The sequence below is a fragment of the Aquirufa sp. Wall-65K1 genome (assembly GCF_054558475.1).
In genome coordinates, this window is sequence record NZ_JBPXKD010000001.1 from 465,983 (window position 1) to 488,574 (window position 22,592).

At 37.9% G+C, this 22,592-nt stretch carries 18 protein-coding genes and 1 tRNA gene; 11 read left to right on the forward strand and 8 right to left on the reverse strand.

What is annotated here, in order from left to right; translation table 11 throughout:
- The first annotated feature begins 92 nt into the window (after positions 1 to 92).
- The 5 genes from ACST15_RS02100 to ACST15_RS02120 are packed head-to-tail and all read left to right on the forward strand — an operon-like array spanning position 93 to position 8,869.
- Complete coding sequence (locus tag ACST15_RS02100; protein ID WP_459452994.1) at positions 93 to 1,493, forward strand: glycoside hydrolase family 30 protein; 1,401 nt, start codon at positions 93 to 95, stop codon at positions 1,491 to 1,493.
- Positions 1,494 to 1,495: 2 nt separating this feature from the next.
- Entirely contained in the window at positions 1,496 to 2,866 is a 1,371-nt protein-coding gene (locus tag ACST15_RS02105) for a Gfo/Idh/MocA family protein (protein WP_459452995.1), read from the forward strand.
- An 11-nt stretch (positions 2,867 to 2,877) separates the two neighbouring features.
- Positions 2,878 to 4,272 carry a sialate O-acetylesterase gene (locus ACST15_RS02110; protein WP_459452996.1) on the forward strand — a complete coding sequence of 465 codons (1,395 nt, stop codon included), beginning with the start codon at positions 2,878 to 2,880 and terminating at the stop codon, positions 4,270 to 4,272.
- A 29-nt stretch (positions 4,273 to 4,301) separates the two neighbouring features.
- Positions 4,302 to 6,782 carry a PIG-L family deacetylase gene (locus ACST15_RS02115; protein ID WP_459452997.1) on the forward strand — a complete coding sequence of 827 codons (2,481 nt, stop codon included), beginning with the start codon at positions 4,302 to 4,304 and terminating at the stop codon, positions 6,780 to 6,782.
- Positions 6,779 to 8,869, forward strand: coding sequence for a penicillin acylase family protein (locus ACST15_RS02120; RefSeq protein WP_459452998.1), 2,091 nt, complete (start codon positions 6,779 to 6,781; stop codon positions 8,867 to 8,869). Before ACST15_RS02115 ends, ACST15_RS02120 begins: the two co-directional genes overlap by 4 nt.
- Positions 8,870 to 8,968: 99 nt before the next feature.
- Here the strand turns inward: ACST15_RS02120 and ACST15_RS02125 are convergent, their stop codons facing one another.
- The 4 genes from ACST15_RS02125 to ACST15_RS02140 are packed head-to-tail and all read right to left on the reverse strand — an operon-like array spanning position 8,969 to position 12,825.
- On the reverse strand, positions 8,969 to 9,817 hold the full coding sequence (locus ACST15_RS02125; protein ID WP_459452999.1) for a 3-hydroxyacyl-CoA dehydrogenase: 849 nt from the start codon (positions 9,815 to 9,817) through the stop codon (positions 8,969 to 8,971).
- A gap of 1 nt (position 9,818) precedes the next feature.
- Positions 9,819 to 10,844, reverse strand: a complete 1,026-nt coding sequence (locus ACST15_RS02130) for a phosphotransferase family protein (protein WP_459453000.1) — start codon at positions 10,842 to 10,844, stop codon at positions 9,819 to 9,821.
- Positions 10,841 to 12,052 (reverse strand): acyl-CoA dehydrogenase family protein, encoded by a 1,212-nt coding sequence (locus ACST15_RS02135; RefSeq protein WP_459453001.1) that lies wholly within the window; start codon positions 12,050 to 12,052, stop codon positions 10,841 to 10,843. Before ACST15_RS02135 ends, ACST15_RS02130 begins: the two co-directional genes overlap by 4 nt.
- 5 nt (positions 12,053 to 12,057) lie before the next feature.
- Positions 12,058 to 12,825 (reverse strand): glucose 1-dehydrogenase, encoded by a 768-nt coding sequence (locus tag ACST15_RS02140; protein ID WP_459453002.1) that lies wholly within the window; start codon positions 12,823 to 12,825, stop codon positions 12,058 to 12,060.
- 111 nt (positions 12,826 to 12,936) lie between these two features.
- Between ACST15_RS02140 and ACST15_RS02145 the strand changes: the two genes are divergently transcribed.
- A complete protein-coding gene (locus ACST15_RS02145; RefSeq protein ID WP_459453003.1) occupies positions 12,937 to 13,908 on the forward strand; it encodes a zinc-dependent alcohol dehydrogenase family protein in 972 nt (323 codons plus the stop codon).
- Between the two features lie 468 nt (positions 13,909 to 14,376).
- On the opposite strand, the gene ACST15_RS02150 is transcribed toward ACST15_RS02145, so the two are convergent.
- The 3 genes from ACST15_RS02150 to ACST15_RS02160 all read right to left on the reverse strand — a co-directional run bounded on the left by ACST15_RS02150 (position 14,377) and on the right by ACST15_RS02160 (position 16,974).
- On the reverse strand, positions 14,377 to 15,561 hold the full coding sequence (locus ACST15_RS02150; protein WP_459453004.1) for an alpha/beta hydrolase family protein: 1,185 nt from the start codon (positions 15,559 to 15,561) through the stop codon (positions 14,377 to 14,379).
- Between the two features lie 22 nt (positions 15,562 to 15,583).
- On the reverse strand, positions 15,584 to 15,964 hold the full coding sequence (locus tag ACST15_RS02155) for an iron chaperone (protein ID WP_459453005.1): 381 nt from the start codon (positions 15,962 to 15,964) through the stop codon (positions 15,584 to 15,586).
- Between the two features lie 164 nt (positions 15,965 to 16,128).
- The gene (locus ACST15_RS02160) at positions 16,129 to 16,974 is read right to left on the reverse strand and encodes a ThuA domain-containing protein (RefSeq protein WP_459453006.1); all 846 of its coding nucleotides are present in this window, start codon (positions 16,972 to 16,974) and stop codon (positions 16,129 to 16,131) included.
- A gap of 297 nt (positions 16,975 to 17,271) precedes the next feature.
- Here ACST15_RS02160 and ACST15_RS02165 point away from each other — a divergent pair, with 297 nt between their 5' ends.
- The 5 genes from ACST15_RS02165 (at position 17,272) to ACST15_RS02185 (ending at position 22,361) form a co-directional block, all read left to right on the forward strand.
- Entirely contained in the window at positions 17,272 to 18,381 is a 1,110-nt protein-coding gene (locus ACST15_RS02165; RefSeq protein WP_459453007.1) for an alpha/beta hydrolase family protein, read from the forward strand.
- Positions 18,381 to 19,586 (forward strand): MFS transporter, encoded by a 1,206-nt coding sequence (locus ACST15_RS02170; RefSeq protein ID WP_459453008.1) that lies wholly within the window; start codon positions 18,381 to 18,383, stop codon positions 19,584 to 19,586. Before ACST15_RS02165 ends, ACST15_RS02170 begins: the two co-directional genes overlap by 1 nt.
- On the forward strand, positions 19,583 to 20,575 hold the full coding sequence (locus ACST15_RS02175; protein ID WP_459453009.1) for a zinc-dependent alcohol dehydrogenase: 993 nt from the start codon (positions 19,583 to 19,585) through the stop codon (positions 20,573 to 20,575). Before ACST15_RS02170 ends, ACST15_RS02175 begins: the two co-directional genes overlap by 4 nt.
- 225 nt (positions 20,576 to 20,800) lie before the next feature.
- Positions 20,801 to 21,544: a hypothetical protein gene (locus ACST15_RS02180; RefSeq protein WP_459453010.1), complete on the forward strand. Its 744-nt coding sequence runs from the start codon at positions 20,801 to 20,803 to the stop codon at positions 21,542 to 21,544.
- Positions 21,545 to 21,563: 19 nt separating this feature from the next.
- On the forward strand, positions 21,564 to 22,361 hold the full coding sequence (locus ACST15_RS02185) for a hypothetical protein (RefSeq protein WP_459453011.1): 798 nt from the start codon (positions 21,564 to 21,566) through the stop codon (positions 22,359 to 22,361).
- A gap of 134 nt (positions 22,362 to 22,495) precedes the next feature.
- Here the strand turns inward: ACST15_RS02185 and ACST15_RS02190 are convergent.
- Positions 22,496 to 22,568 (reverse strand) — tRNA-Lys (locus tag ACST15_RS02190).
- Positions 22,569 to 22,592: the final 24 nt, after the last annotated feature.

Sequence of the window (22,592 nt, forward strand, 5' to 3'; positions counted from 1 at the left end):
CGGGTTCGCTTTTTTTATTGAAAAATAGTAAGATAGAATTGAACAATTTCAAAATATGAATATCTTTAAGTTTACATTCTAATACATCGTTTATGAAGGTCATTAAAGCAAATCCAAAGGTCATTTGGATGCTTTTTGTTTTGTTACATCCTATTTTATGCCAAGGGCAATCCATTGAATCCTGGATTTCCTTTCCTGGAAATAAACAGATGTTTCAAAAAATGCCTAAGCTAGCATGGAAATCAGCAAGTAGTTCAAAACAGAATGAATCTGTGGTAATAGATCCACAATCTCTTGATCAAACTTTAGATGGATTTGGATATACATTAACAGGCGGAAGTGCACATTTAATACAAGCGCTTGATGCCCAAACCAAAAAAAATCTTTTACGAGAATTATTTGGAAATAAGCCTCAACAATTGAATTTGTCGGTTATAAGGATAAGTATCGGCGCCTCTGATATGGATGAAAAAGTATTTTCATACGATGATTTAAGCCATGAAAAAGAAGATATTTCCCTTAAGCATTTTAGTCTGCAAGAAGATCAAAAAGCTCTCATACCACTTTTAAAAGAAATCTTACAAATAAATCCCAAGATCAAGCTATTCGCCACACCCTGGAGCCCACCAACCTGGATGAAAGATAATAAGGACTCAAAAGGGGGTAAATTATTAGTAACCTACTATGATGTTTATGCCCGTTATTTCGTCAAATACATCCAGGAAATGAAGAAATTAGGCATTTCTATTTACGCAATTAGCCCCCAAAATGAGCCTTTGCATCCCGGAAATAATCCTAGCTTATCCATGAGCGCAGAAGAACAATTAGTGTTTATCCGAGATTATTTAGGTCCACAATTTCAAAAAAATGGCCTAGCTACTAAAATCATTTGCTATGATCATAATTGCGATAAACCAGAATACCCCATTCATATATTAAATGATCCTCAAGCTCGTAAATACGTAGACGGTTCTGCCTTTCATTTATACAATGGAGATATTAGTGCATTAGCACAGGTAAGGACAAAGCATTCAGATAAAAATCTCTATTTCACTGAACAATGGACCGGAGTGAAAGGTGAATTTTATGGAGATTTTATGTGGCATATGAAAAACGTAGTTATTGGATCACTGAACCAAGGTTCTAAAACAGCTTTAGAATGGAATTTAGCCAATGACCAAAACATAGGACCCCATAGTCCAGGAGGATGTACCGAGTGTTTGGGAGCTTTAACCATATACCAAGGCGTTCAGCGAAATGTGGCTTATTATATTTTAGCTCAAGCATCACAGTTTTTACCAGCAGGTTCTAAACGAATCCGTTTAAATTCCCCGTCTAAATTATCCATGGTAGCATTTCTTAGACCGGATAAAAAAATCTGTATATTGGTCCAAAATGAGATGAAAGAAAATCAACGATTACCTATTCAATATCAACATAAAACCATTGATCTTTCAATTCCAGGATCATCGGTATCAACTTTTTTATTCTAGCTATGAAAACATTTAACATTAATCGAAGACATTTTTTAAAAGGTGCCACTGCCAGTTTAGCCTTGTCTCAATTCGGTGCTTATGGCCTTGATTTAATTCATCCAGACAAACCATTAAGGGTTGCCTTAATTGGCACAGGTTGGTACGGGAAAAGTGATTTATTCAGACTCATTCAAGTAGTTCCGGTAGAAGTAGTGGCACTATGCGATGTCGACAAAAATCAATTAAACCAAGCCGGTAAATTAGTCAGTGAAAGACAAAAATCAGGTAAAGTTCCCCGTCTATATGGTGATTATAGAAAGCTGTTAAGTGAAAACGAATTGGATATTGTTTTGGTCGGTAGTCCTGACCATTGGCATCCCTTACAAATGATTGACGCTGTTAAGGCAGGAGCACACGTATATGTGCAGAAACCAATATCTGTGGATGTATTAGAAGGAGAGGCGATGGTTGCTGCAGCCCGCAAATATGGTAAAGTGGTTCAGGTGGGAACTCAAAGAAAAAGCACTCCCCATTTAATCCACGCCAAAAAAGAAATCATTGATAAAGGCCTTTTAGGTAAGGTAGCTCATGTGGAAATGTATTGCTATTACCACATGAGAAATAATGGGAATCCCCCAGTTCAGGCTGTTCCAGATTATTTTGACTATGATATGTGGACAGGACCTGCTCCTATGAGACCATATGACGGAAGCCCACACATCCGTTGGTGGAGAACTTTCAAAGAATATGGCAATGGCATCATGGGTGATATGTGTATCCACATGTTTGATACTGCTCGCTGGATGCTGGATTTAGGCTGGCCAAAACGGATTAGTTCCCAAGGAGGTATCTATGTTCAAAAAGAGGGCAAATCGAATATATCTGATACCCAATCGGCGGTATTTGAATATGATGGTTTAAACTGTGTATGGCAGCACCGTACTTGGGGTACGCCAAACGATCCAGAATATCCATGGGGATTAACCATTTATGGCGAAAAAGGAACTCTGCGAGCTAGCACCATGAAATATGACTTTACTCCAACAGATTCTAAGCAAAAAAGCTTACACATGGATGTGGTCTATGAAAAAGAAAAATATCCAGAGGATCTAACTGAAGAACGTATTGAGCTCAATGCTGCCCCAGCCACTCGTTTACATATGCTGGATTTTATAGCTGCTATTGATAAAAAATCTAAACCGATAGCGGATATAGGGGAAGGCCATATTTCAACAGCTAGTTGTTTATTAGCCAATGTTTCTATGGAATTAGGTGGCAGACCAGTTATTTATGACCCAAGTGCCAAAATTATTGTCAATGATCCACAAGCCACTGCATTATTGGCAAGACCTTACCGTGGGCCATGGAATAGAAATATGTTGAAATCATAAATTTATCTTACATGAAAAAGATTTTATATTCCGCTGTTTTATTGCTAGCCAGTTTTGTCAGTCGAGCGGATGTTCAATTACCTGCAATCATTGGAGACCACATGGTCTTACAACAAAAAAGTAAAGTGACTCTTTGGGGATGGACTACTAGTCCTACAGAGACCGTTAAAATAAATGTAGATTGGGATACCACCCACTTTAAAACCAAAGCCGTTTTAGGGAAGTGGAGCATTCAAATCCCTACACCAGCAGCGGGAGGAAACCATCAAATAGAGTTTCAAGGAAGCAAAAACACCATCAAAATTTCAGATGTGGTATTTGGTGAAGTTTGGGTATTTTCCGGCCAAAGTAATATGGAATGGAGTGGCGATCAAAACCTCCAAGAAACCTTGGATGAAATGCCCAATGCAGTCAATAAGGACATTCGCTTTTTCTACATTCCTAAGGCGACCTCATCTTATCCCCAAGAAGATATAAGAGCACACTGGGTGGTTTGTAATCCCGAAGCCATGAAATCATTCTCTGCCATAGGCTATTTTTTTGGTAAGGAATTAAATCAAAAGTTAGGAGTACCCATGGGACTTATAAATTCCAATTGGGGAGGAACACCTGCTGAAGTATGGACACCGGAGGATGTACTAGCTAAAAAAAGTAATTTATGGGAAGCAGCTAAGCAATTGAGGCCCAATGCATTTTGGTCTGTATATCCTGGCTTAAATTATAATGCCATGATAGCGCCCATCACCCAATACACCATAGCAGGTGCATTGTGGTATCAAGGCGAAAGTAATGTGGGTCAATACAAAACCTATGCTGAATTAATGGAAACCATGATTGGCTCTTGGAGAGCTGCTTTCAAGAATAATTTTCCTTTTTATTTTGCACAAATTGCCCCTTACTCCAAGTACGGTGAGAATAACTTTGGTGCCAAATTGAGAGAAGCGCAAACTAAAAATTTGGCCATTGAAAAAACGGCCATGGTGGTGCTGAGTGATTTAGTTCCGGATGTAAGTAACATCCATCCAACTAAAAAGGTAGAAGTCGCACATCGTTTTGCTAGTTTGGCCTTGGTGAAAAATTATGGTCAAGAGGCCGGTCCAATCTTTTATCCTAAATATGACAGACATCGGGTAGAGAAAGGCAAAATCCGCATCTATTTTAGAGAATTAAATGGCAAATTAGTAGCTAAGGATGGTGATCCATCCCATTTAATGATTGCAGGAGAGGACCAGAAATTTTATCCAGCTCAAGGGAAAATCGATGGAAATACACTTTTGGTTTCTGCTCCAGAAGTTCCCAATCCAGTTGCTGTACGCTATTCTTTTAGCAACGACGCCATCCCTAATTTATTCAGCAGAGAAGGATTACCAGTCAATCTTTTCCGTACCGATAATTGGGATAATTAATCCAAACATACATAGCCTACCATCATTCCATGAAAAAACTAATTCTTTGCCTATTAGCCATAAGTAGTTTTCCCAGTTTTGCTCAACGTAGCAATGCTCAATTATATGAAGATTTACAATCTATCCAAGTGTTAGGAACCGTATTACACGTAGCCGCACACCCGGATGATGAGAGTACCCATATGCTGACATGGTTTGCTCAAGAGCAACATTGGGAAGCTAATTATTTCTCTTGTACAAGAGGTGATGGAGGTCAAAATTTGATTGGTGATGAACAAGGTGTACCCTTAGGTTTATTAAGAACCCAAGAATTGCTCGCAGCTCGTAGAATTGATGGAGCACATCAATATTTCTCACAGGCCTTAGATTTTGGATTTTCTAAATCCACTGATGAAGCACTTAGTACCTGGAATCATGATTTAATATTATCCAATCTAGTCTGGGTTATTCGAAAATTACAACCCGATATCATTTTCACTAGGTTTCCTCCAGATTCACGAGCTGGCCATGGCCATCATTCAGCTTCTGCGGCCTTAGCCATAGAGGCCTATGCAGCAGCTGCAGACCCTAAACGCTTTCCCGAACAATTAAGTCGAGGAGTACAAACTTGGCAAGCGAAACGTTTACTTTGGAATACTTTTCGTTTTCCAGGATCGGCAAATAATACCATCAACGAAAATCAATTTAAAATTCAAATTGGTAATTACCTTCCAGCTCTGGGAGTAAGTACAGGTGAGTTGGCGGCCTTAAGCAGAAGTCAGCACAAATGCCAAGGATTTGGATTTGCAGCTGATCGAGGTTTAAGCACGGAGTATTTTGAAACATTAGCAGGAGAGGCCCCTAAGCAATATTTATGGGATGGTATTTCCACTTCTTGGTCCAGAATACCAGGTTCCGAATCTGTGGAAGCTCAATTAAAAGAAATCATTCAAAATTACCAATGGGAAAAGCCTTATGCTAGCGTCAAGGCGATGATTGCCTTAAAAAAATCCATTGAGGCATTACCCAAATCCAGCTATCAACAAAAAAAATGGGTACAAGTCAATGATTGGATTTTAAAGGCTGCTGCTCTATATGTTTCTGGAACAACCCAGCAAAGCACCATTGCTACCGGAGATACGTTAAATTTTAAAACAGAAATCATTTTAAGAAGCCCTTTGAACTTGGAAAATGTACAGGTAAAAATACTTCAAAAAGATACCACTTTTACTGGTAAAATTAATACTTCGAGAAAGCTCACCTGGAATTCTAAAATTCCTGTAAATCAAGCATATACCCAACCTTATTGGTTACAAAAAGCACGAAATTTAGGGAATTTTGTTGTGGAAGATGCGCTTAAAATTGGACAAGCCGATGTGGACCCAGCTGTGAGTGTTCAAGTAAGTTTTCAGTTAGAGGGAGAAAGATTTCAAATTGAAAAAGCGGTTCAACAAATGTTTGTAGATCCTGTGAAAGGAGAAATTTATCAGCCCATTGCCATTACACCTAAATCGGTGTTTTCTTTAAGTTCTCAAGTACTGTTATTACCAAGTGGATCTAAGACAAGTAAAAGTACTTTGGTAAATATTACTGCCATGTCGGCTATTAGTCCGGGTAGCGTTCAAATTAAAAATGAATTAGGTGAAACCCTGGCTCAAATTTCCTTAGAAAAAGGGCTAAAAAAAGGAGAAAAAAGATCTTTTGGTATAACTTTTCAAGAAAGTGACTTAAAAAAGATGGGCAAAATTCACCATCAATTGTCCTTGGCTTATACCACTGAAAAAGGGAATTGGATAGATTCATTGGAGCTACATACCATTGAATACCCCCATATTCCTACCCAGCGATACTTCACTGGGGTAGGTTTGGATATCATTCACAGTCCCATCGTGGCCAAAGGTAAACGAGTGGCTTATATAAAAGGAGCTGGAGATAAAGTTCCAGAGGCTTTAAATCAGATGGGTTACCAGGTCGACTTCCTGAAAGAGAGTGATTTGAAATTTGAATTGTTAAAGAAATATGATGCCATTGTAACGGGAATTAGAGCGTATAATACAGAGGATTATTTAGGAAATGCTCATCCAGAATTAATGAAGTATGTCGATAATGGAGGAAATTATGTGGTTCAATACAATACTGCTAGTTTTTTAGGTCCCATGAAATCTCAAATGGCACCATATCCATTTCAAGTTGGACGTAGTAGAATTACAAGAGAAAATGCTCAACCTGAATTTTTAATAGCCAGTCATTCCGTTTTCAATCAACCCAATAAAATTACGGTAGATGATTTTCAAGATTGGGTACAAGAACGCAGCATATACCTTGGTGAATCATCGGATCCACATGTTGAGTTCCCATTGGGTTTCATGGATCCTGGTGAAAAAATGGAAAAGGGAAATATTGCTGTTGCTCCTTATGGCAAAGGCCGATTCATTTATACTGGCTTAGTATTTTTCCGAGAATTACCCGCAGGTGTACCTGGAGCTTATCGCTTATTTGCCAACTTAATCAGTAACCCCAATAGTAAATGAAATTACGTATTCTAGGTTTAGTTTGTTTTATATATGTATGGATTGTTCAGGAAAATGTAAGTGCGCAAACTTATTCTTTCCCCATCATAAGAACGGAAAAAATTCAAATAGCGAGGGATTCCTATGGAGTCCCTCATATTTTTGCACCCACTGATGCCGAGGTGGCTTATGGGCTGGCCTGGGCACATGCAGAAGATGATTTCAAAACCATACAAACTTTAATTTTAACGGGAAAAGGTAAATTAGGGACCTACCTTGGAAAAAAAGGAGCGCCCGTGGATTATGTATTCGGACTACTTCAAACAAAGAAATTGGTAGAAGAACAAATTAGCTCCATGGATCCCCGATTCATTTTATTGATCAAAGGATACCTGCTGGGTTTACAAGCATATGCCGATGCTCATCCCAAAGAAATTTTAAATAAACATGTTTTTCCAATAAATGTAGAAGAATATTTATCAACCACGGTATTTTCAGTAGCCGTGTTTTGTGGTGTAGAAAGAACCTTACCTAAACTATTGAATGGCAGCATTGCCAACTTACCCGGATTTACGGGTGAAGGAAGTAATTCTTTTGCCATTCATTCCTCCAAATCAGAAAGTGGAGAAAATATGTTGGTGATCAATGCGCATCAACCGATAGAAGGTGCCACAGCCTTCTATGAAGCTCATCTTCAAAGTGAGGAAGGTTGGAATATGCTTGGAGGCTTATTTCCCGGAGCTCCTTTGATTTTTCACGGAACCAGCCCTAATTTAGCCTGGGCCCACACGGTTAATTTCCAAGATAAGATTGATGTCTATCAATTGAAGACAGATGCCAAGCATCCCAACATGTATCAAGTGGATGGAGAATGGTTGCCTTTAGAAAAAAGAAAAATCAAATTAAAAATTAAAGGATTGCCCATAAGTATTTCAAAAATGGCCTATCGCTCTATTTATGGCCCAACGGTTAAAAGTCCCCAAGGAGCTTATTTTTCTATGCGTTTGCCTTCATTGATGGATGCCAAAGCATTAGAACAATGGTATCACATGAATCGGGCTAACAATTTTACTGAATTCAAGAATGCTTTGGAAGAGAATCATTTGGCCATGTTTAACATATTATATGCAGATAAAGACAGCCATATATTCTATGTTTCCAATGGTAAAATACCTTTCCGAAATCCAGATAAACAATACAATTGGTCATCCACCATTCCAGGAAATACCCGAGCTAGTTTATGGACCTCTTTTAAACCCTTTTCAGCATTACCACAATACCATAATCCCAAAAGTGGCTATTTGTTTAATACCAACCACTCCCCATTTTTAGCCACGGCGGAACAGGAAAACTTGAATCCCAAAGATTTTGATTCAAATGACGGATATGAACTTTATCATAATAACCGAAGCGCCCGAGCTAAGGAATTATTGGAAGGAGAAGAAAAAATCAGTTATGAAGAATTAAAACGTATCAAATTTGACCGCCAATTACCTAAGAAAATTTTATTTCCTTATGGTTATGCAGCTGATTCTTTGTTTTTATTAGATGCTTCAAAATACCCTCATATCAAACCTTTGGTAGAAAAATTACAAGCTTGGGATCATGTGGCCGCACCAGAAAGCCAAGGAGCTTTGATTTATTTGATGGCATATTACCATGTTCCTAAAATTATGGCCGGTCGACAAGATCAAAAATTGACTTCCAAGGAAGCAGTGCAAGTTTTTGAGTATATTCAAAAGACACTAATTCAACATTTTAAACGTACTGATGTAAACTTAGGGGATGTACAACGACTGGTTAGAGGAAAGGAAAATTGGCCACAGGGTGGAATGCCAGATGTTTTAGCAGCTGTAATGTCCGTGGAAATGGAGGGTGGAAAAAGACGAATGAATAGTGGAGATGCCTATATACAATTTGTCAAATTCCCGAAAGATGGAGGATTACCTTTCATCGAATCAGTCAATACCTTTGGAGCCAGTTCAAACGCAGATAGTCCGCATTTTGCAGACCAAAGACCGCTATATCAAGCACAGAAAGTAAAACGCATGAGCCTAGACAAGAAAGAAGTTTTGGAACAAGCGAAGAGGGTGTATCATCCGGAGTAAATGAAGAATGGAGAATGAAGAATTTAGAATGGGTAATGAAGAATGGGAAAGTTTTACTACCAACTAATTGTACATTCTTCATTCTACATTCTACATTGATTAAGGTTTGTAAGTATAAAACCCTTCTCCCGATTTTTGGCCTAGTTTACCAGCATCAATATAAGTCTTTAATAGTGCCGCAAATGCCTTAGAATTAGCATCGGGTAATTGATGCGTTACGTGCCAAGCTGTATCTAGTCCAATCGAGTCTAAGATGGCAAAAGGTCCCATGGGTACATGAAAATTAACCATCCAAGATTTATCAATATCTTCTATCGAAGCCACCTCATTAACTAATAATTTTCCTGCGGCACCCAAAAAAGACAGCAGCATGACATTAAAAATATAGCCGTGGTTTTCTTTTTTGACTAACACAGGAACTTGATTAAGCCTCCGCCCAAATTCCTCTAAGACGGAGATTAACGCTGTATCTGTGCCAGGATGAGGCATGATGTCCACAATTCTTGAATAAAAAACATCATGAAAATGAAAAGCACAAAAGCGGGCAGGTCGGCCCGTAAAAGAGGCCAAAGAGGAGGGAAGGAGATAAGACGTATTGGTAGTAAAGATGGTTTTTTCGGGGGCTATTTGGCCCATTCTTTCCCAAACTTTTTGCTTGATAGATAAATCCTCTGTTACTGATTCAGAAATAATATCAGCAGAAGCTACAGCCTCCTCATCATCCAATGTGTAGCTTAATCGAGCAAGAGCCAACTGAATAGCTTCGGTTGAATAAATTTTACTGGACACCAAACCTTCGGCAATCTTGTCTATCATCTTCTTGGACAATTGAAATGAAGCCTCATGGACATCATAGATTTTAACCTCAAAGCCTGATAAAGCTGCTTGAAAGCCAATGCGGCTACCCAAGGTTCCAGCACCTAAAATACATACTTGTTGGATTTCCATATTAAATTCGATGAGTTAAGATACTTTGAACAGCTAATTTCCCACATGCTTTAACCACATGGATTAAGGCAGCAAATCGTGGATCTGGTGCAAAACCTTGCACATGTCTTTGGTAGATTTGTTGGGCTATCACACCTACCTTAAATAAACCAAAAGCATAGTAAAAATGGATATTATCTACCTTCAAGGAACTATGCTGAGCATAATAATCAATGACTTGTTGCCGAGTAAAATTTCCCTCTGTATAGGACAAATTAAACATTTTTAAAATTTCGGGATCCTGAGCCTCCGCCCAATAGGCTAAAACTGTTCCTAAATCCATTAAGGGATCACCCACGGTAGCCATTTCCCAATCAAGTACTGCTTTGATTTCTGGATTTTCAAAACTGCTTAGGACCAAATTATCGTATTTAAAATCATTGTGGATAAATCCTACCTGTTCTTCCTTGGGCAAATGTTGTTTCAACCAATCAGCAAGATGATTCATATCTAAAATCTCCTCCGTCATTGCCTTTTCATAACGCTCTGCCCATCCATGAACCTGCCTTGAAACAAATCCCTCAGGTTTACCCAAAAGTCCTAAACCTGACTTTTCTAGTTCCAACTGGTGTAATTCAATTAAAACATCTAAAGAATGAGCCGATAGTTTTTGAAAAAAAGAGGGAGCCAAATCTAAACCCTCAGGCATTTTATTTCTTAAAATGGGCCCTTCGACATGTTCCATAATAAAAAATGGAGCATCCCAAATTCCTTCATCTTCACAACATAAAATGGGTCTAGGGATTTTCTGATAACCCGCCCTTTGCAATCCTTCCAAAATCCTAAATTCACGCACCATATCATGTGCCTTGGAAATTTTCTTTCCTAATGGTGGCCTCCTCAGAACCCATTTTTTACCTTGAGCTTCGATTCCAAAGGTCAAATTGGAAAACCCACCTTTAAATGGTTTTATTTGAAAATCAGATGCAGGAACATGTAAATGTTCCGATAAATAGGCTAATAAGGATGCACGCTGTAAATCAATCATCGATTGGCATAGGATTGAATAATTCTTTTGGCTAACACTGTCTTATGAACCTCGTCAGGACCATCATAGATTTTAGCCCCTCTTTCATGACGATACCAAAAAGATAATAAGGTGTCATCGGTGATTCCTAAGGCGCCATGTACTTGAATGGCCTTATCTATCACACGCATCAATACATTAGAAACATAAAACTTGATCGTTGAAATATCTTCTTTGGCAGCTTTGGAACCATATTTCTCTATGAGATAAGCTGTTTGTAAGACCATCAAACGGGAAGCCTTAATTTCAGCCGCGCTTTCAGCTATTCCATGTTGAATGCTTTGCTGTTCAGCCAATACATGATGTGGATTTAATTCCCTTGAAAGGGCTCTTTTGCATGTTAATTCCATTACTCGCTCACAGATTCCAATCCAACGCATGCAATGATGTATTCTTCCAGGCCCTAAACGCTCTTGAGCTAATGCAAAACCTGCTCCAGCTTCTCCAATTAAATTCGATTTGGGTACGCGGCAATCTTTAAATTCAATTTCAGCATGGGATAAATAATCTTCCCCAACATCACCCATGATGGGAATATTTCGGATAAGTCGATACCCTGGATTATCCAATGGAACTAAAATCATACTAGCCCTTTGGTAGGGATTGGTATTTTCAGGATCTGTTACCGCCATAACAATCGTAAAATGTGCTCCATCAGCGGAGGAGGTAAACCATTTATGTCCATTGATAACATATTCATCTCCATCCAACACAGCTCTGGTAGACAAGTGAATGGGATTACTCCCCGCATGTTCTGGTTCTGTCATGGCAAAACAAGAACGTATTTCACCTTGTTGCAAAGCATGCAAGTACTTGGCTTTTAGTTCTTCGGAAGCAAATCGGTGCATCAATTCCATATTTCCGATATCGGGAGCCTGGCAATTAAATACAAAATGGCCCAAAGGACTTAGACCCAGCACCTCAGAAATAGAAGCAAACTCCAAAAGGCTAAGACCTAGACCACCATCCTGTAAAGATAAATGGGGAGCAAACAAACCTGCAGATTTAGCTTTTCGCCTTAGATCATGTAAAGCAGGTAAATGAGCTTTAAAAGATCCATAAATAGCACCTTGCTCCAAGGGAAAAATATGCTGCTCAACAAATTGCCTATATTGAGGCAATAAAGTAGCAACCCGATCAGAAATAAATAAATGAGGTAGAGCTTCCATAATGTTTAAATGGTAAATCCGCCATCGGCAGTTAAAACGGTACCTGTTGTATAAGAAGATGCCTCAGAAGCTAAATAAAGGGCCGCAGCAGCTATTTCCTCAGGTTTTCCTACCCGTTTGATCGGTAAGCTTTTCATCATGTGTTTTAAGATATGTTCATTATCCCATAAGGCTTCCGAAAACTTTGTCTTGATTAATCCCGGACAAATAGCATTTACTCGGATACCATGCTCGCCCCATTCTTTGGCAAATACTTCAGTCATGGAAATTAATGCCGCTTTACTGACACTATATATTCCTAAACCAGCCTCTGGCGATAATCCACCAATGGATGAAATATTAATGACGGAAGCAGCATCTGATTTTTTAAGATAGGGAAAACAAATTTTCATCAATTGAAATGGAGCCTTTAAATTAACCTCTATGATTTTATCAAAAGCTTCCAAGCTGGTATCTTCCACTGGACCAAAAACCGGATTAGTGGCGGCATTATTCACAACAATGTCTAATTGTCCGTATAAATCAATGGTTTGATCCACCAAAGCTTGTAATTCATCCATATGACCTACGTGACAAGCTACCGCTTCTACCGATAAACCTTTTTCGCGAAGCTCCAGTGCCATTTCATCCAAAGACTCTTGTTTTCTACTACTTATAACCACTTTAGCGCCAGCCTGGGCAAATGCCTCTGCTATACTTAAACCAATTCCCTTGCTCGCACCAGTAATTAATGCCACTTTCCCTTCTAGGGAAAACAATGTAAATGGATACATAAAATATTGTTTTGTTAAGAAACAATTTAAGCATTCTAAGCTAAATTTAGGTGGGCTCTCCAAGTTTTTTTTTATATTCCTTTTTTATTTCCGCTTTTAAAATCCAACCGCATGAAACAAGTTATTTTTGAACAAACTGGATTACCCAAAGATGTCCTTAAGCTAGTTGAATCCCCTATGCCTGAACCGCAACCTCATGAGCTTAGAATAAAGGTTGTAGCTAGGAATATCAATCCATCTGATATCATGTTTATTCAAGGATTATATGGTATTCAGCCTAAATTACCTTGTAGTGCTGGCTTTGAAGCCGTTGGACTTATTGAAACAACAGATAGTAATCAATCATATCCCATAGGTACTCGCGTTATATTTACGGCTATAGGAACTTGGAAAGAATATGTATGTATTCCTGTCAATTCGGTTATTCCGGTGCCTACTAATATGAGCAATGAAATGGCTTGTCAGGCTTTCATTAATCCCTTAACGGCTTATGCCATGTTGGAAGCCAGTGGATTGAAAGAGGGAGATAAATTATTGATAACTGCCGGAGCCTCGGCATGGGGGAAATTGGTGATACAGATGGCCAAGCAAAAAGGTATTTGGGTGGCAGCTACGGTTCGCCAAGCTGCTCAAAAAAGACATCTTTATGATTTAGGGGCAGATTTAGTAGTTGATACAGAAAATGAAAAAGTAAGCAAGATCATCAAAGAAAAAGCTCCTCAAGGGGTTCAAGCCATTTTTGATGCTGTGGGTGGACAACTTGCCGCTCAAATTTTAAATTGCCTTGAAATAGGAGGGACCATGCATGTATTCGGTTTATTAAGCTTAGAAAACATTCCATTAAATTCGGGTTTACTAATCTTTAAAAATTTAAGCGTAAAGGGCTTTTGGTTAACTAGTTGGATGGAAAGTCTTAGTTCTGAAAAGCGGTTTTCGGCCATTAAATCGGTATTTGAACACTTAGCTAAAGAAAGTATTCAAATGGATGTGCCTACTACCTATCCATTAGAGAATTTTCAAGAAGCCATTGAGGCTTATCAAACTCCAGGGAGGAATGGGAAGGTGTTGATTGTTAGTGATTAGGGGTTAGTTGTTAGGGATTAGGGTTTAGTGATTAGGGATTAGTTGTTAGGGTTTAGGGGTTAGGGGTTAGGGGTTAGGGGTTAGGGGTTAGGGTTTAGGGGTTAGGGTTTAGGGGTTAGGGTTTAGGGGTTAGGAGTTAGGGGGTAGTCTTGAAATATATTGATCAAAAAAGTCAATTTATATGAAAGCATTACCATCGTTTCAAGCACACATTAAACAATAATAACTAATCACTAAACCCTCATAACTATATTCCCCTCATAACTATACTCTAATCACTAAACCCTAACAACTAATCCCTAAACCATAAACCCTCATAACTATACTCTAAACACTAAACCCTCATCACTATACTCTAATCACTAAACCCTCATAACTATATTCTATTCAATAAACCCTAATAACTATATTCTAAACACTAAACCCTAACAACTAATCCCTAATCACTAAACCCTAATCCCTATTCACTTACAAAACCGCCATCACCGCATCGTCACCTTGTAGGGCATTGGATGGCAGAGGATGTTGAGCATTGAAAACACGAAGTTCTTGATTGGTCAATATGACTGATTTATTTTCATCTACTTCTCCTTTTTTATTCAAAATCAGACTCATATCCAGGTTCAAGTGCTTGGCTAAGAATGGGTATAGGGCTAATCGCTTGTTTATACCATAATCATGAACATCTTTGGCTAAATGAACATTTTCAACTAAAGTATCTTTCTGGTATAAGGAATAAATATGTTGTATAAATGGAAATTCAACTTGAGGGGTATTCTTGGTCCAGTCGGCTCCATCGGAAATCAATAACATAGGCCTTGGAGCTGTTAAAGCAGCTATTTCTACGTTATTCGTTTGATAATCACCTTTCTTATGAATAGGCATGCCGCTTTCACAATTGCACCCTCCAAAGAAATGAGCCGAAACCATGACACAGGGAACGGCTACTTTAATCCGACTGTCGATCGCTGCCAATAAAAAGGTTTGTGTACCACCACCCGATTCACCCGTCATAGCAATTCGTTCAGGATCTACTTGTGGAAGACTCAGAAGAAAATCCAATGCGCGTGTGCCATTAATAGTCTGTAATTTTAAAGACTTTTTGATGTTGTGTGAGCATTGCTGTGCATCTCCATACCCTAACATATCATAGGTAAAAACAATAGCACCCATTCGGGCAAGCGTAGCACAGCGGCGCTGTGTTTGTTCTCTAAACCTACCTTCTGCTGCTCCATCATGCCCATGGGTACATAATATTCCTGGATACGATTTTCCAGCAACTAATTCAGCTGGGCGATACAGGTTTCCTGTCACATAAAATCCTGGAATACTTTCAAAGGCTACATTTTCAATGGTATAGCCATTATATTCCTTTTTACTATGAATAATAGGCGTAGATTTAGGCGCTATAGGCATTTTATTCAATTCCATGCCTGCTTTGATTTGCTTTCGTATTTGATCGGAGCGTTTATTCCAAGCTTTAAGATTCTGGGGTTTATGCTGTTCCAAAAACGCCTTTCCTTCGGCCTCTGTAAAATAGCCTCCACGGCAAAGTTCTGGTTCATCACCTGCCCAGGTCCAACTTGAAGGAGAGAAACTTAAGGCACCTAAAGCTAGGCTGCTTGATTGTAAAAAATGTCTACGATTGATCATATGATAAAATAGGTTTAAAATGCTAGGTTAATTTATTCTTTTGAAACTTGAGTTCCATTTCCAGAATTCGGTATTGCACCATTTCCTGGATTAATTGAATAGGTAAATCTTTATTCATTGGGAATTGAATGGTACCCTTAGACATGACATAATCTGTTGATTTATCCTGAAATGCTTCAATACAACTTGCATGAGGAAACAAACTAATATGTTCTTTAAAAGCTCCAAAGTAGAGTAAAATCTTCCCTTTCCACTTGAAAGCCGGCATATAATATGAAATTACTTCCAAGGCGTCTGGGAGCAATTGCTTCACTATTTTACGAATAGCTTGTAGTCGCACTTGTTTATCCGAATCATGACACTCAATATAATGGTCTACTGATAGATAAGTAGTTTTATCCATGATTAAATTTTTCCAAAAAGTAGAAAAATATTTGACAATTAATATCCTTATACCTGGAAATAATCACCTAAACCTTTAAAATAGAAAAGAAATAAAAAAAGATTCATTAAAAAGAATGATCGCTCAAATCTTAATATTTTGTCAAATATTAGAAATTTTCCGTACTATTTGTCAAATCTTAATTGATCATCTTTGCCAGTGGAAAAAGCCTTATTGAAATCAATTCCTTTGAATTGACTTGCCACATATTTAATCCCTTGCAAAAGGTGATTTCGGTAGGATGGATTTTGATAATCCGTTTTAGAATGCCCCAAGGTAGTCACCCAAATATTCCCCCCTTGAAAGTGTTGAAACCAAACCGCTGGGAAATAATCACCAAATGTACCTACATGCTTTTGAATTAAATCCGATTGCTTTTTATCCAAGCTACGCACATCATGCATCATCAAAACTTGAATGCCCGGGTACATTTCTCTACCAAAATAACATTCATCTTCTTTTGTCCAAACAGCGGGTATACCTTCCATAGATGGATGTTTAGGATTGATATTGATTAAAGAAAAGGACTGGAAATTGGCATGCCAAGTAAATGTTTCACCTACCATTGATTTAAACCATGACCATTTTCTTTCGGTACCGGTAACGGAATGAACCCCGACAAAACCTCCTCCAGCTTCAATATACCTTCTAAATGCCAGGCGCTGCTCATCAGTGGCAAACACGTCATTGTTGGTACTTGTAAAAATAATCAAGGTGTATTTTTTCAAATTTGCTTCTGCAAAAACAGTAGGGTCGTCGGAAACATCCACTAAAAACTTATTGGCTAGTCCTAGATCTTGTATGCAAGCTACAGCCGAAGGAATATTATCATGGACATAGCCCACTCCATTTTTGGTATAGACCAAAACCCGACTGTTCTTTAATGAATTCTTTTGAGCCCGAAGGGGTGTCCATATAGAAATCGAAAAGAAAACAAGCAAAAAAAGACCTAAAAAGACTGATTTTTTCATAAATAATCCCAATCAAATAAAATGTGATAGATGTATAATCCTTAAAACCCAATTTGAGTAATTTCTTACTCAAATTTCAGATAAGGAAAGTTAAGCTAAATATTAAAAGCTAAAAAATAAGCTGAAATAAACTGAGCTATCAATTCCCATCCAAAAAATGCTCGGTAATTTTGGCCATGTATTTGGACTGTATTCATTTATTTTCAGGAATTAGAATTAGAAAAAATGGGAGAAAATTTGGTAATTTAAAAGTTTGAAACCGAATAATACCATCAAATACCTAATCCAAAATTAACCATGAAGGTAATCTTATTAACCTTATTAGTCAGCTTTTCTCTCTTTGGCCAAATTGAAAAAAAAGATGTTGGGGTCCTAAAAGGAGGGACATACCAAATATTAATTCCTACCAATTGGAATAAAAAATTAGTCATGTATGCCCATGGCTACCAGTTTCAAGGTCAAAAGCCCCAAGATGCCAACCTCGGATTAGATAAACGCTTACAAGTCATTTTAGATCGGGGTTTTGCCATAGCAGCCTCTGATTACCCTGATGTTGGTTTTGTATTATCAGAAGGTATAGATGCTACAGAAGAACTACGACAGGCCTTTGTCAAAAAGGTAGCTAAACCTGATTCAACCTTCATGATGGGACATTCCATGGGAGGAGGAATTACTTTAGGAATCATGGAAAATTATGGAGAAAATTACCATGGTGCTCTTCCATTATGTCCATTATCTTCTAGGCCATATTTACAGTGTAGAAAAGAATTTGATATGTACGCTACCTTCAATGGGCTATTTCCTAGAATTATACCCAGTTTAAAAGAAATTTTTGATGTAAACTCATCTGTGGGATATGTCAATTTAGCCCAAGCTGGACCTAAAATTGGTCAAATCATTAAAGCTATCATGGAGAAGGATTCTGTATTGGCAAAAGCATTCGCCAAGCGATTTGACTTAAAATTAAAGGATCTTGGAGGTTCCTTATTTTTTAATCAAAATGTACTCCGGGATTTAGCCATCCGATTCGGAGGAAATCCATTTGATAACCTCCAAACGGTCTATTCAGGTTTTCCGGATGATTTATTAACGAACCGGCTAGCAGAAAGATTAGTGGCAACTAAAAATCCCAACCCATTATTTTCCAGATATGATCGTACTGGCAATATCAATAAGCCTGTATTATTAGTGCATACGATTTATGATCAATTGATTCCACCGACTTACGCAGTGGTGAATTACGAAAACATGGTGCACCAGCTGCAAAAAGATCAGTATTTTACTGTGAAATACACCAATGGGCAAGCTCATTGTGCCTTTACAGCCCAACAAATGGCAACATCATTTGACACATTAAGGAATTGGGTAAAAAAAGGAATTAAACCGCAAGGAGGATTTTTAGAATAATGAAAGAACAAAAAATAAGTAGCAGTGATACCCCCATGTCTGCATTTCAGGTATTAATGGTGGCTTTGTGTTTTTTAATGAATTTCAATGATGGAATAGATGTACTTATTGTTTCATTCTCTAGTTCCGAAATCATTCGTGAATTTGGTTTATCAAAAGCTGAAATGGGTTATATTTTTAGTGCTGGTTTAGCAGGAATGACCCTAGGTTGCTTTTCTTTAGCTCCCTTAGCAGATCAATACGGCAGAAGAAGAATATTTATTATTTCATTGTTTATGATTAGTGTGGGGATGTTTGGGGTAGCATTTGCAGATGCTTATGTACCGATTCTCGCTTGGCGATTTCTAACAGGTTTGGGAATTGGAGGTATTTTACCCACCATTGCAACCACGGCTGCCGAGTATTCTAACGACAAATACCGAGATTTCAATGTTGGCTTAATTCAAGCTGGATGGCCCATTGGTGCTATTCTTACAGGATTAATTGCTGCTGAAATTATTCCTATGAAAGGTTGGCACTATGCGTTTTTTCTGGCGGGTTGTTTTTCAGCCTTCATGACAGCTTTGGTCTTTTTTGTGATGAAAGATTCGGAAGAATTTAGGAGTAAAAAGACGGAAGAACAAGGGGTTAAAGTTTTGTTGACAGAAGAATTTAAACCCAATACTTGGCGACTTTGGTTGGCTGCATTTTTTGGTTTTATGACTTTATATACTGTTATGAGCTGGGTACCCACCATTGCAAAAGACGCAGGTATGCCCTTCGAATTAGCCACCTATGTGGGTATTTCACTCAATATTGGAGCAGCAATTGGTTCATCCTCTATTGGTGCTTTGGGTTCAAAATTTGGATTAAAAAAGACTCATTTCATTTATATGTTGGCAGCCTTTACCGTCATGCAATTGTATGCCTTTTTGACATTAAATACCCTACTCATATTTATTTTGGTGATGTTCATCGGTGTTTTTGCCCAAGGAGGTTTCAATGGAATTTGGCCCATACTTTCACGTATTTATCCGACCTCCATTCGAGCTACAGGAGTGGGATATACGGTGGGTATTGGTCGACTAGGTGCCATTTTAGGTCCAGCCATATTCGGAATCTTATCAGATAGCCAAGTTGGAAACACAATATTATTTGTCTTATTTTCTTTACCACTATTGGTGATGGGGTTGATTATTCGAACCTTACCATCTGAAAAACTATGAATGCTGCCGTTTTAGAAAAACCCCATCAATTAAGCCTTAAAGAATTCGACAAGCCAATTCCCAAGTCGAATGAGGTTTTAATCCGTTTAAAATCAACTGGCATTTGTGGCTCAGATGTACATTTATTTTTGGGTGATCGAAGCTTAGCTGTACCTACCGTTTTAGGCCATGAAGGATTGGGGCATATCGAAGAATTGGGAACTGAAGCACATGGTTTTTCTATGGGTGAACGAGTAGTCATTGAGCCCAATATTCCCTGCGGAGCTTGTCGATTTTGCCTACAGGGAAAAGGCAATATTTGTCCAAACAAGCAAGTTTTGGGCGTTAATTCACCTGGATGTTTTGCGGAGTATATCTGTATTGATGCTAAATTTTGTTGGAAAATACCTGATGGCATTTCCGATCAAGATGCGGTTTGCATTGAACCTCTTGCCGTGGCAGTACATGCATTACATTGTTGTTCCGCCAAATCAACTGAAAAAATAGCCATTTTTGGATTAGGGGCCATCGGACTTTTATTATGTCAATTGGCCTTAAGCAAAGGATTTCAGGTATATGTAAAAGATTTAAACGAGGAAAAAAAAGCCATGGCCATCGCCATGGGAGCCAAATCTTTACCAGAAGAATCATTAGCATCATTTTTATATGATCAGGAAGTAGTCGCCATTTTTGATTGTGTTGGTGTAGCCAAAGCCACTAATTTAATCTTAGAAACAGCTCCAAGAGGCTCCGAAATTATTTTAGTAGGATTAGCTAATGAATTGGCACAATTTGTACCATTAAAAATTGCCCGGGAGGGTATTTCCATATTACCTTCTATCATTTATGACCATCCTAGTGACTTTGCGGAAACCATCGACTTGATTGCTCGAGGTGAAATTCATCCAGGAAAAATTATTTCTGGTCGCTTTCCTTTAAACAAAATTGGTAAGGCAATGGAAATGGCGGTGAGTGGTAGAGCCACCAAAGTAGTGGTAGATATGTACTAAGTTCAATTCAATCCATCATATTTTAATTTTTGATTAAAAAGGGATCTACTATTTTATTAGCCAAGGTTTGGAATAAAATGGGTGAATGACCCATCATGAACCCGTATTTGATCGAAATACGGACAAATTGTATCATTTTTTGGACAAATGAAAGCCTAATTCTGTCCCATTGGGAGCAGGTAGCATACTAATATTGTGAACACAAGTTTCAATAAATATACTACTATGAAAAAAATCATTCTTTTATTAATGGGCATTACATGGGCAAGCAGTTTCATGTTGGCACAAGAAGCCCCAAACACCTATTTAATTTTAAATGAAAATAAGGTGACGGATTTAAATGTGTATAAAAAGAACTATCCGATACTTAGAAATTGGTGGTTAAAAACCACTGGGCAATTGGTCAGTAATCGTGCTTCTCATTCTTCAGAAATGGGTAAAATTTACAGTTTAATTTTTATTTCGGGAGAAAAAAATCTGGGTGACTATGCCAGTCAGCGGATTAGTCTTTCCAAAAAAGTAATAGATGAGCTTCCTGAGGCTACTAAATCATTGAGAGAAAATGAAGCAGAGCCTGTTAGTAGATCCACTTGGGTTCAAGTTAAGAACAATACCATGCTTGTTCCAGATTTCAAGATTGAAAATTATGACTTTAGAAAGGTATTACTCTTTACCGTACCATCGGCTAAAATAACTGAATTTAAATCTACCATAGAGGAGGTCCTAAAGGAAGAAAAAGCAGCTGGATTTAATTATAACTACATCACTTATCAAGCTATTGAGGGATATTCCAACAATACCTTTATGTTATTGCTTCCTGATCGTTCTAGATTGGATTATTATACCCATCAAACTTCTAGAAATGAAACGAGAAAGGGAAATCAAAAGATGACAGAATTAAATCAAAAAGCTGCTAAGTTCAGAAATCCCATTCGTATTGATTATTTAACCCGCATTCCCAACAATTAAAAAACATATCTATTTAACTATGAAAAAAATATTTTTTCTAAGCTTCTCCATTTTGGTGATGATCAGTGTGAGTACTCAACTACAAGCGCAAGGAAAAACCGTTTATGCCAACATCGCATTTCACAAATTAAAACCTGGACATAGCTTAGAAGAAGCCATGAACTTGGAAAAAAGGTGGAAAACCATTCATCTTATTAGAAAAGAAATGGGCTTTATTGATGAATGGGCTGCATTTCCTATAGTAAACGGTTATAAGACAGCCAGTGTCGATTATGACTATATTTCTGTCAATGTTAGCTCTGATTTGAATAAAATCACTCAGTATCCTATGGATAAGTACCAGGAATTAGTTAAAAAAGATCCCAGCTTTGCGAACATTTTAGCTGAAACAGAGAAGGTACAATCGGTATCCAATAATATGCTAATCAAATTATTGGAGGGTACTGGAAGTTCGAATGATTTGAACTCCATTATCATGTTAGAAACGATGAAAACTACAGTTTCAAACTACTTTAATTATGTCAATTTCGAAAAGCAAATGAAAAGCGTTCACCAAGATCGAATCAAGGCAGGGGAGATACAAGAATGGAGCTTTTGGCAAACCATAGTACCCATAGCGGATGATTCACGTGGTCAATTTTATGCCTTCACGTATTACAAGGATCTAGCTCATTTGGATGCCGGTGGAAATAATTTTATTCAATCTGCTCAAAAGCGATTGCAATTAAATTCAGATCAACTCTTAAAAAAGATAGATCAGTTGAGGCACATAAATCAAATGGTCCTTTTTCAATATGCCGTTGGTACCTGGAATTAAGTTTTTTAGTTTGATTAGATTATTTAATGAGAGCCCGAAAGGGCTTTCATTTTTTTCAGATCATTGTCACGAATATCCTGAAATGAAAAAAGCCTCTAAACGATTGATTTAGAGGCTTTTAATTTTACTAGAAGTGATCCCGCTGGGATTCGAACCCAGGACCCATACATTAAAAGTGTATTGCTCTACCAACTGAGCTACGGAATCATCAAGCTTACGCTTGTATATCAA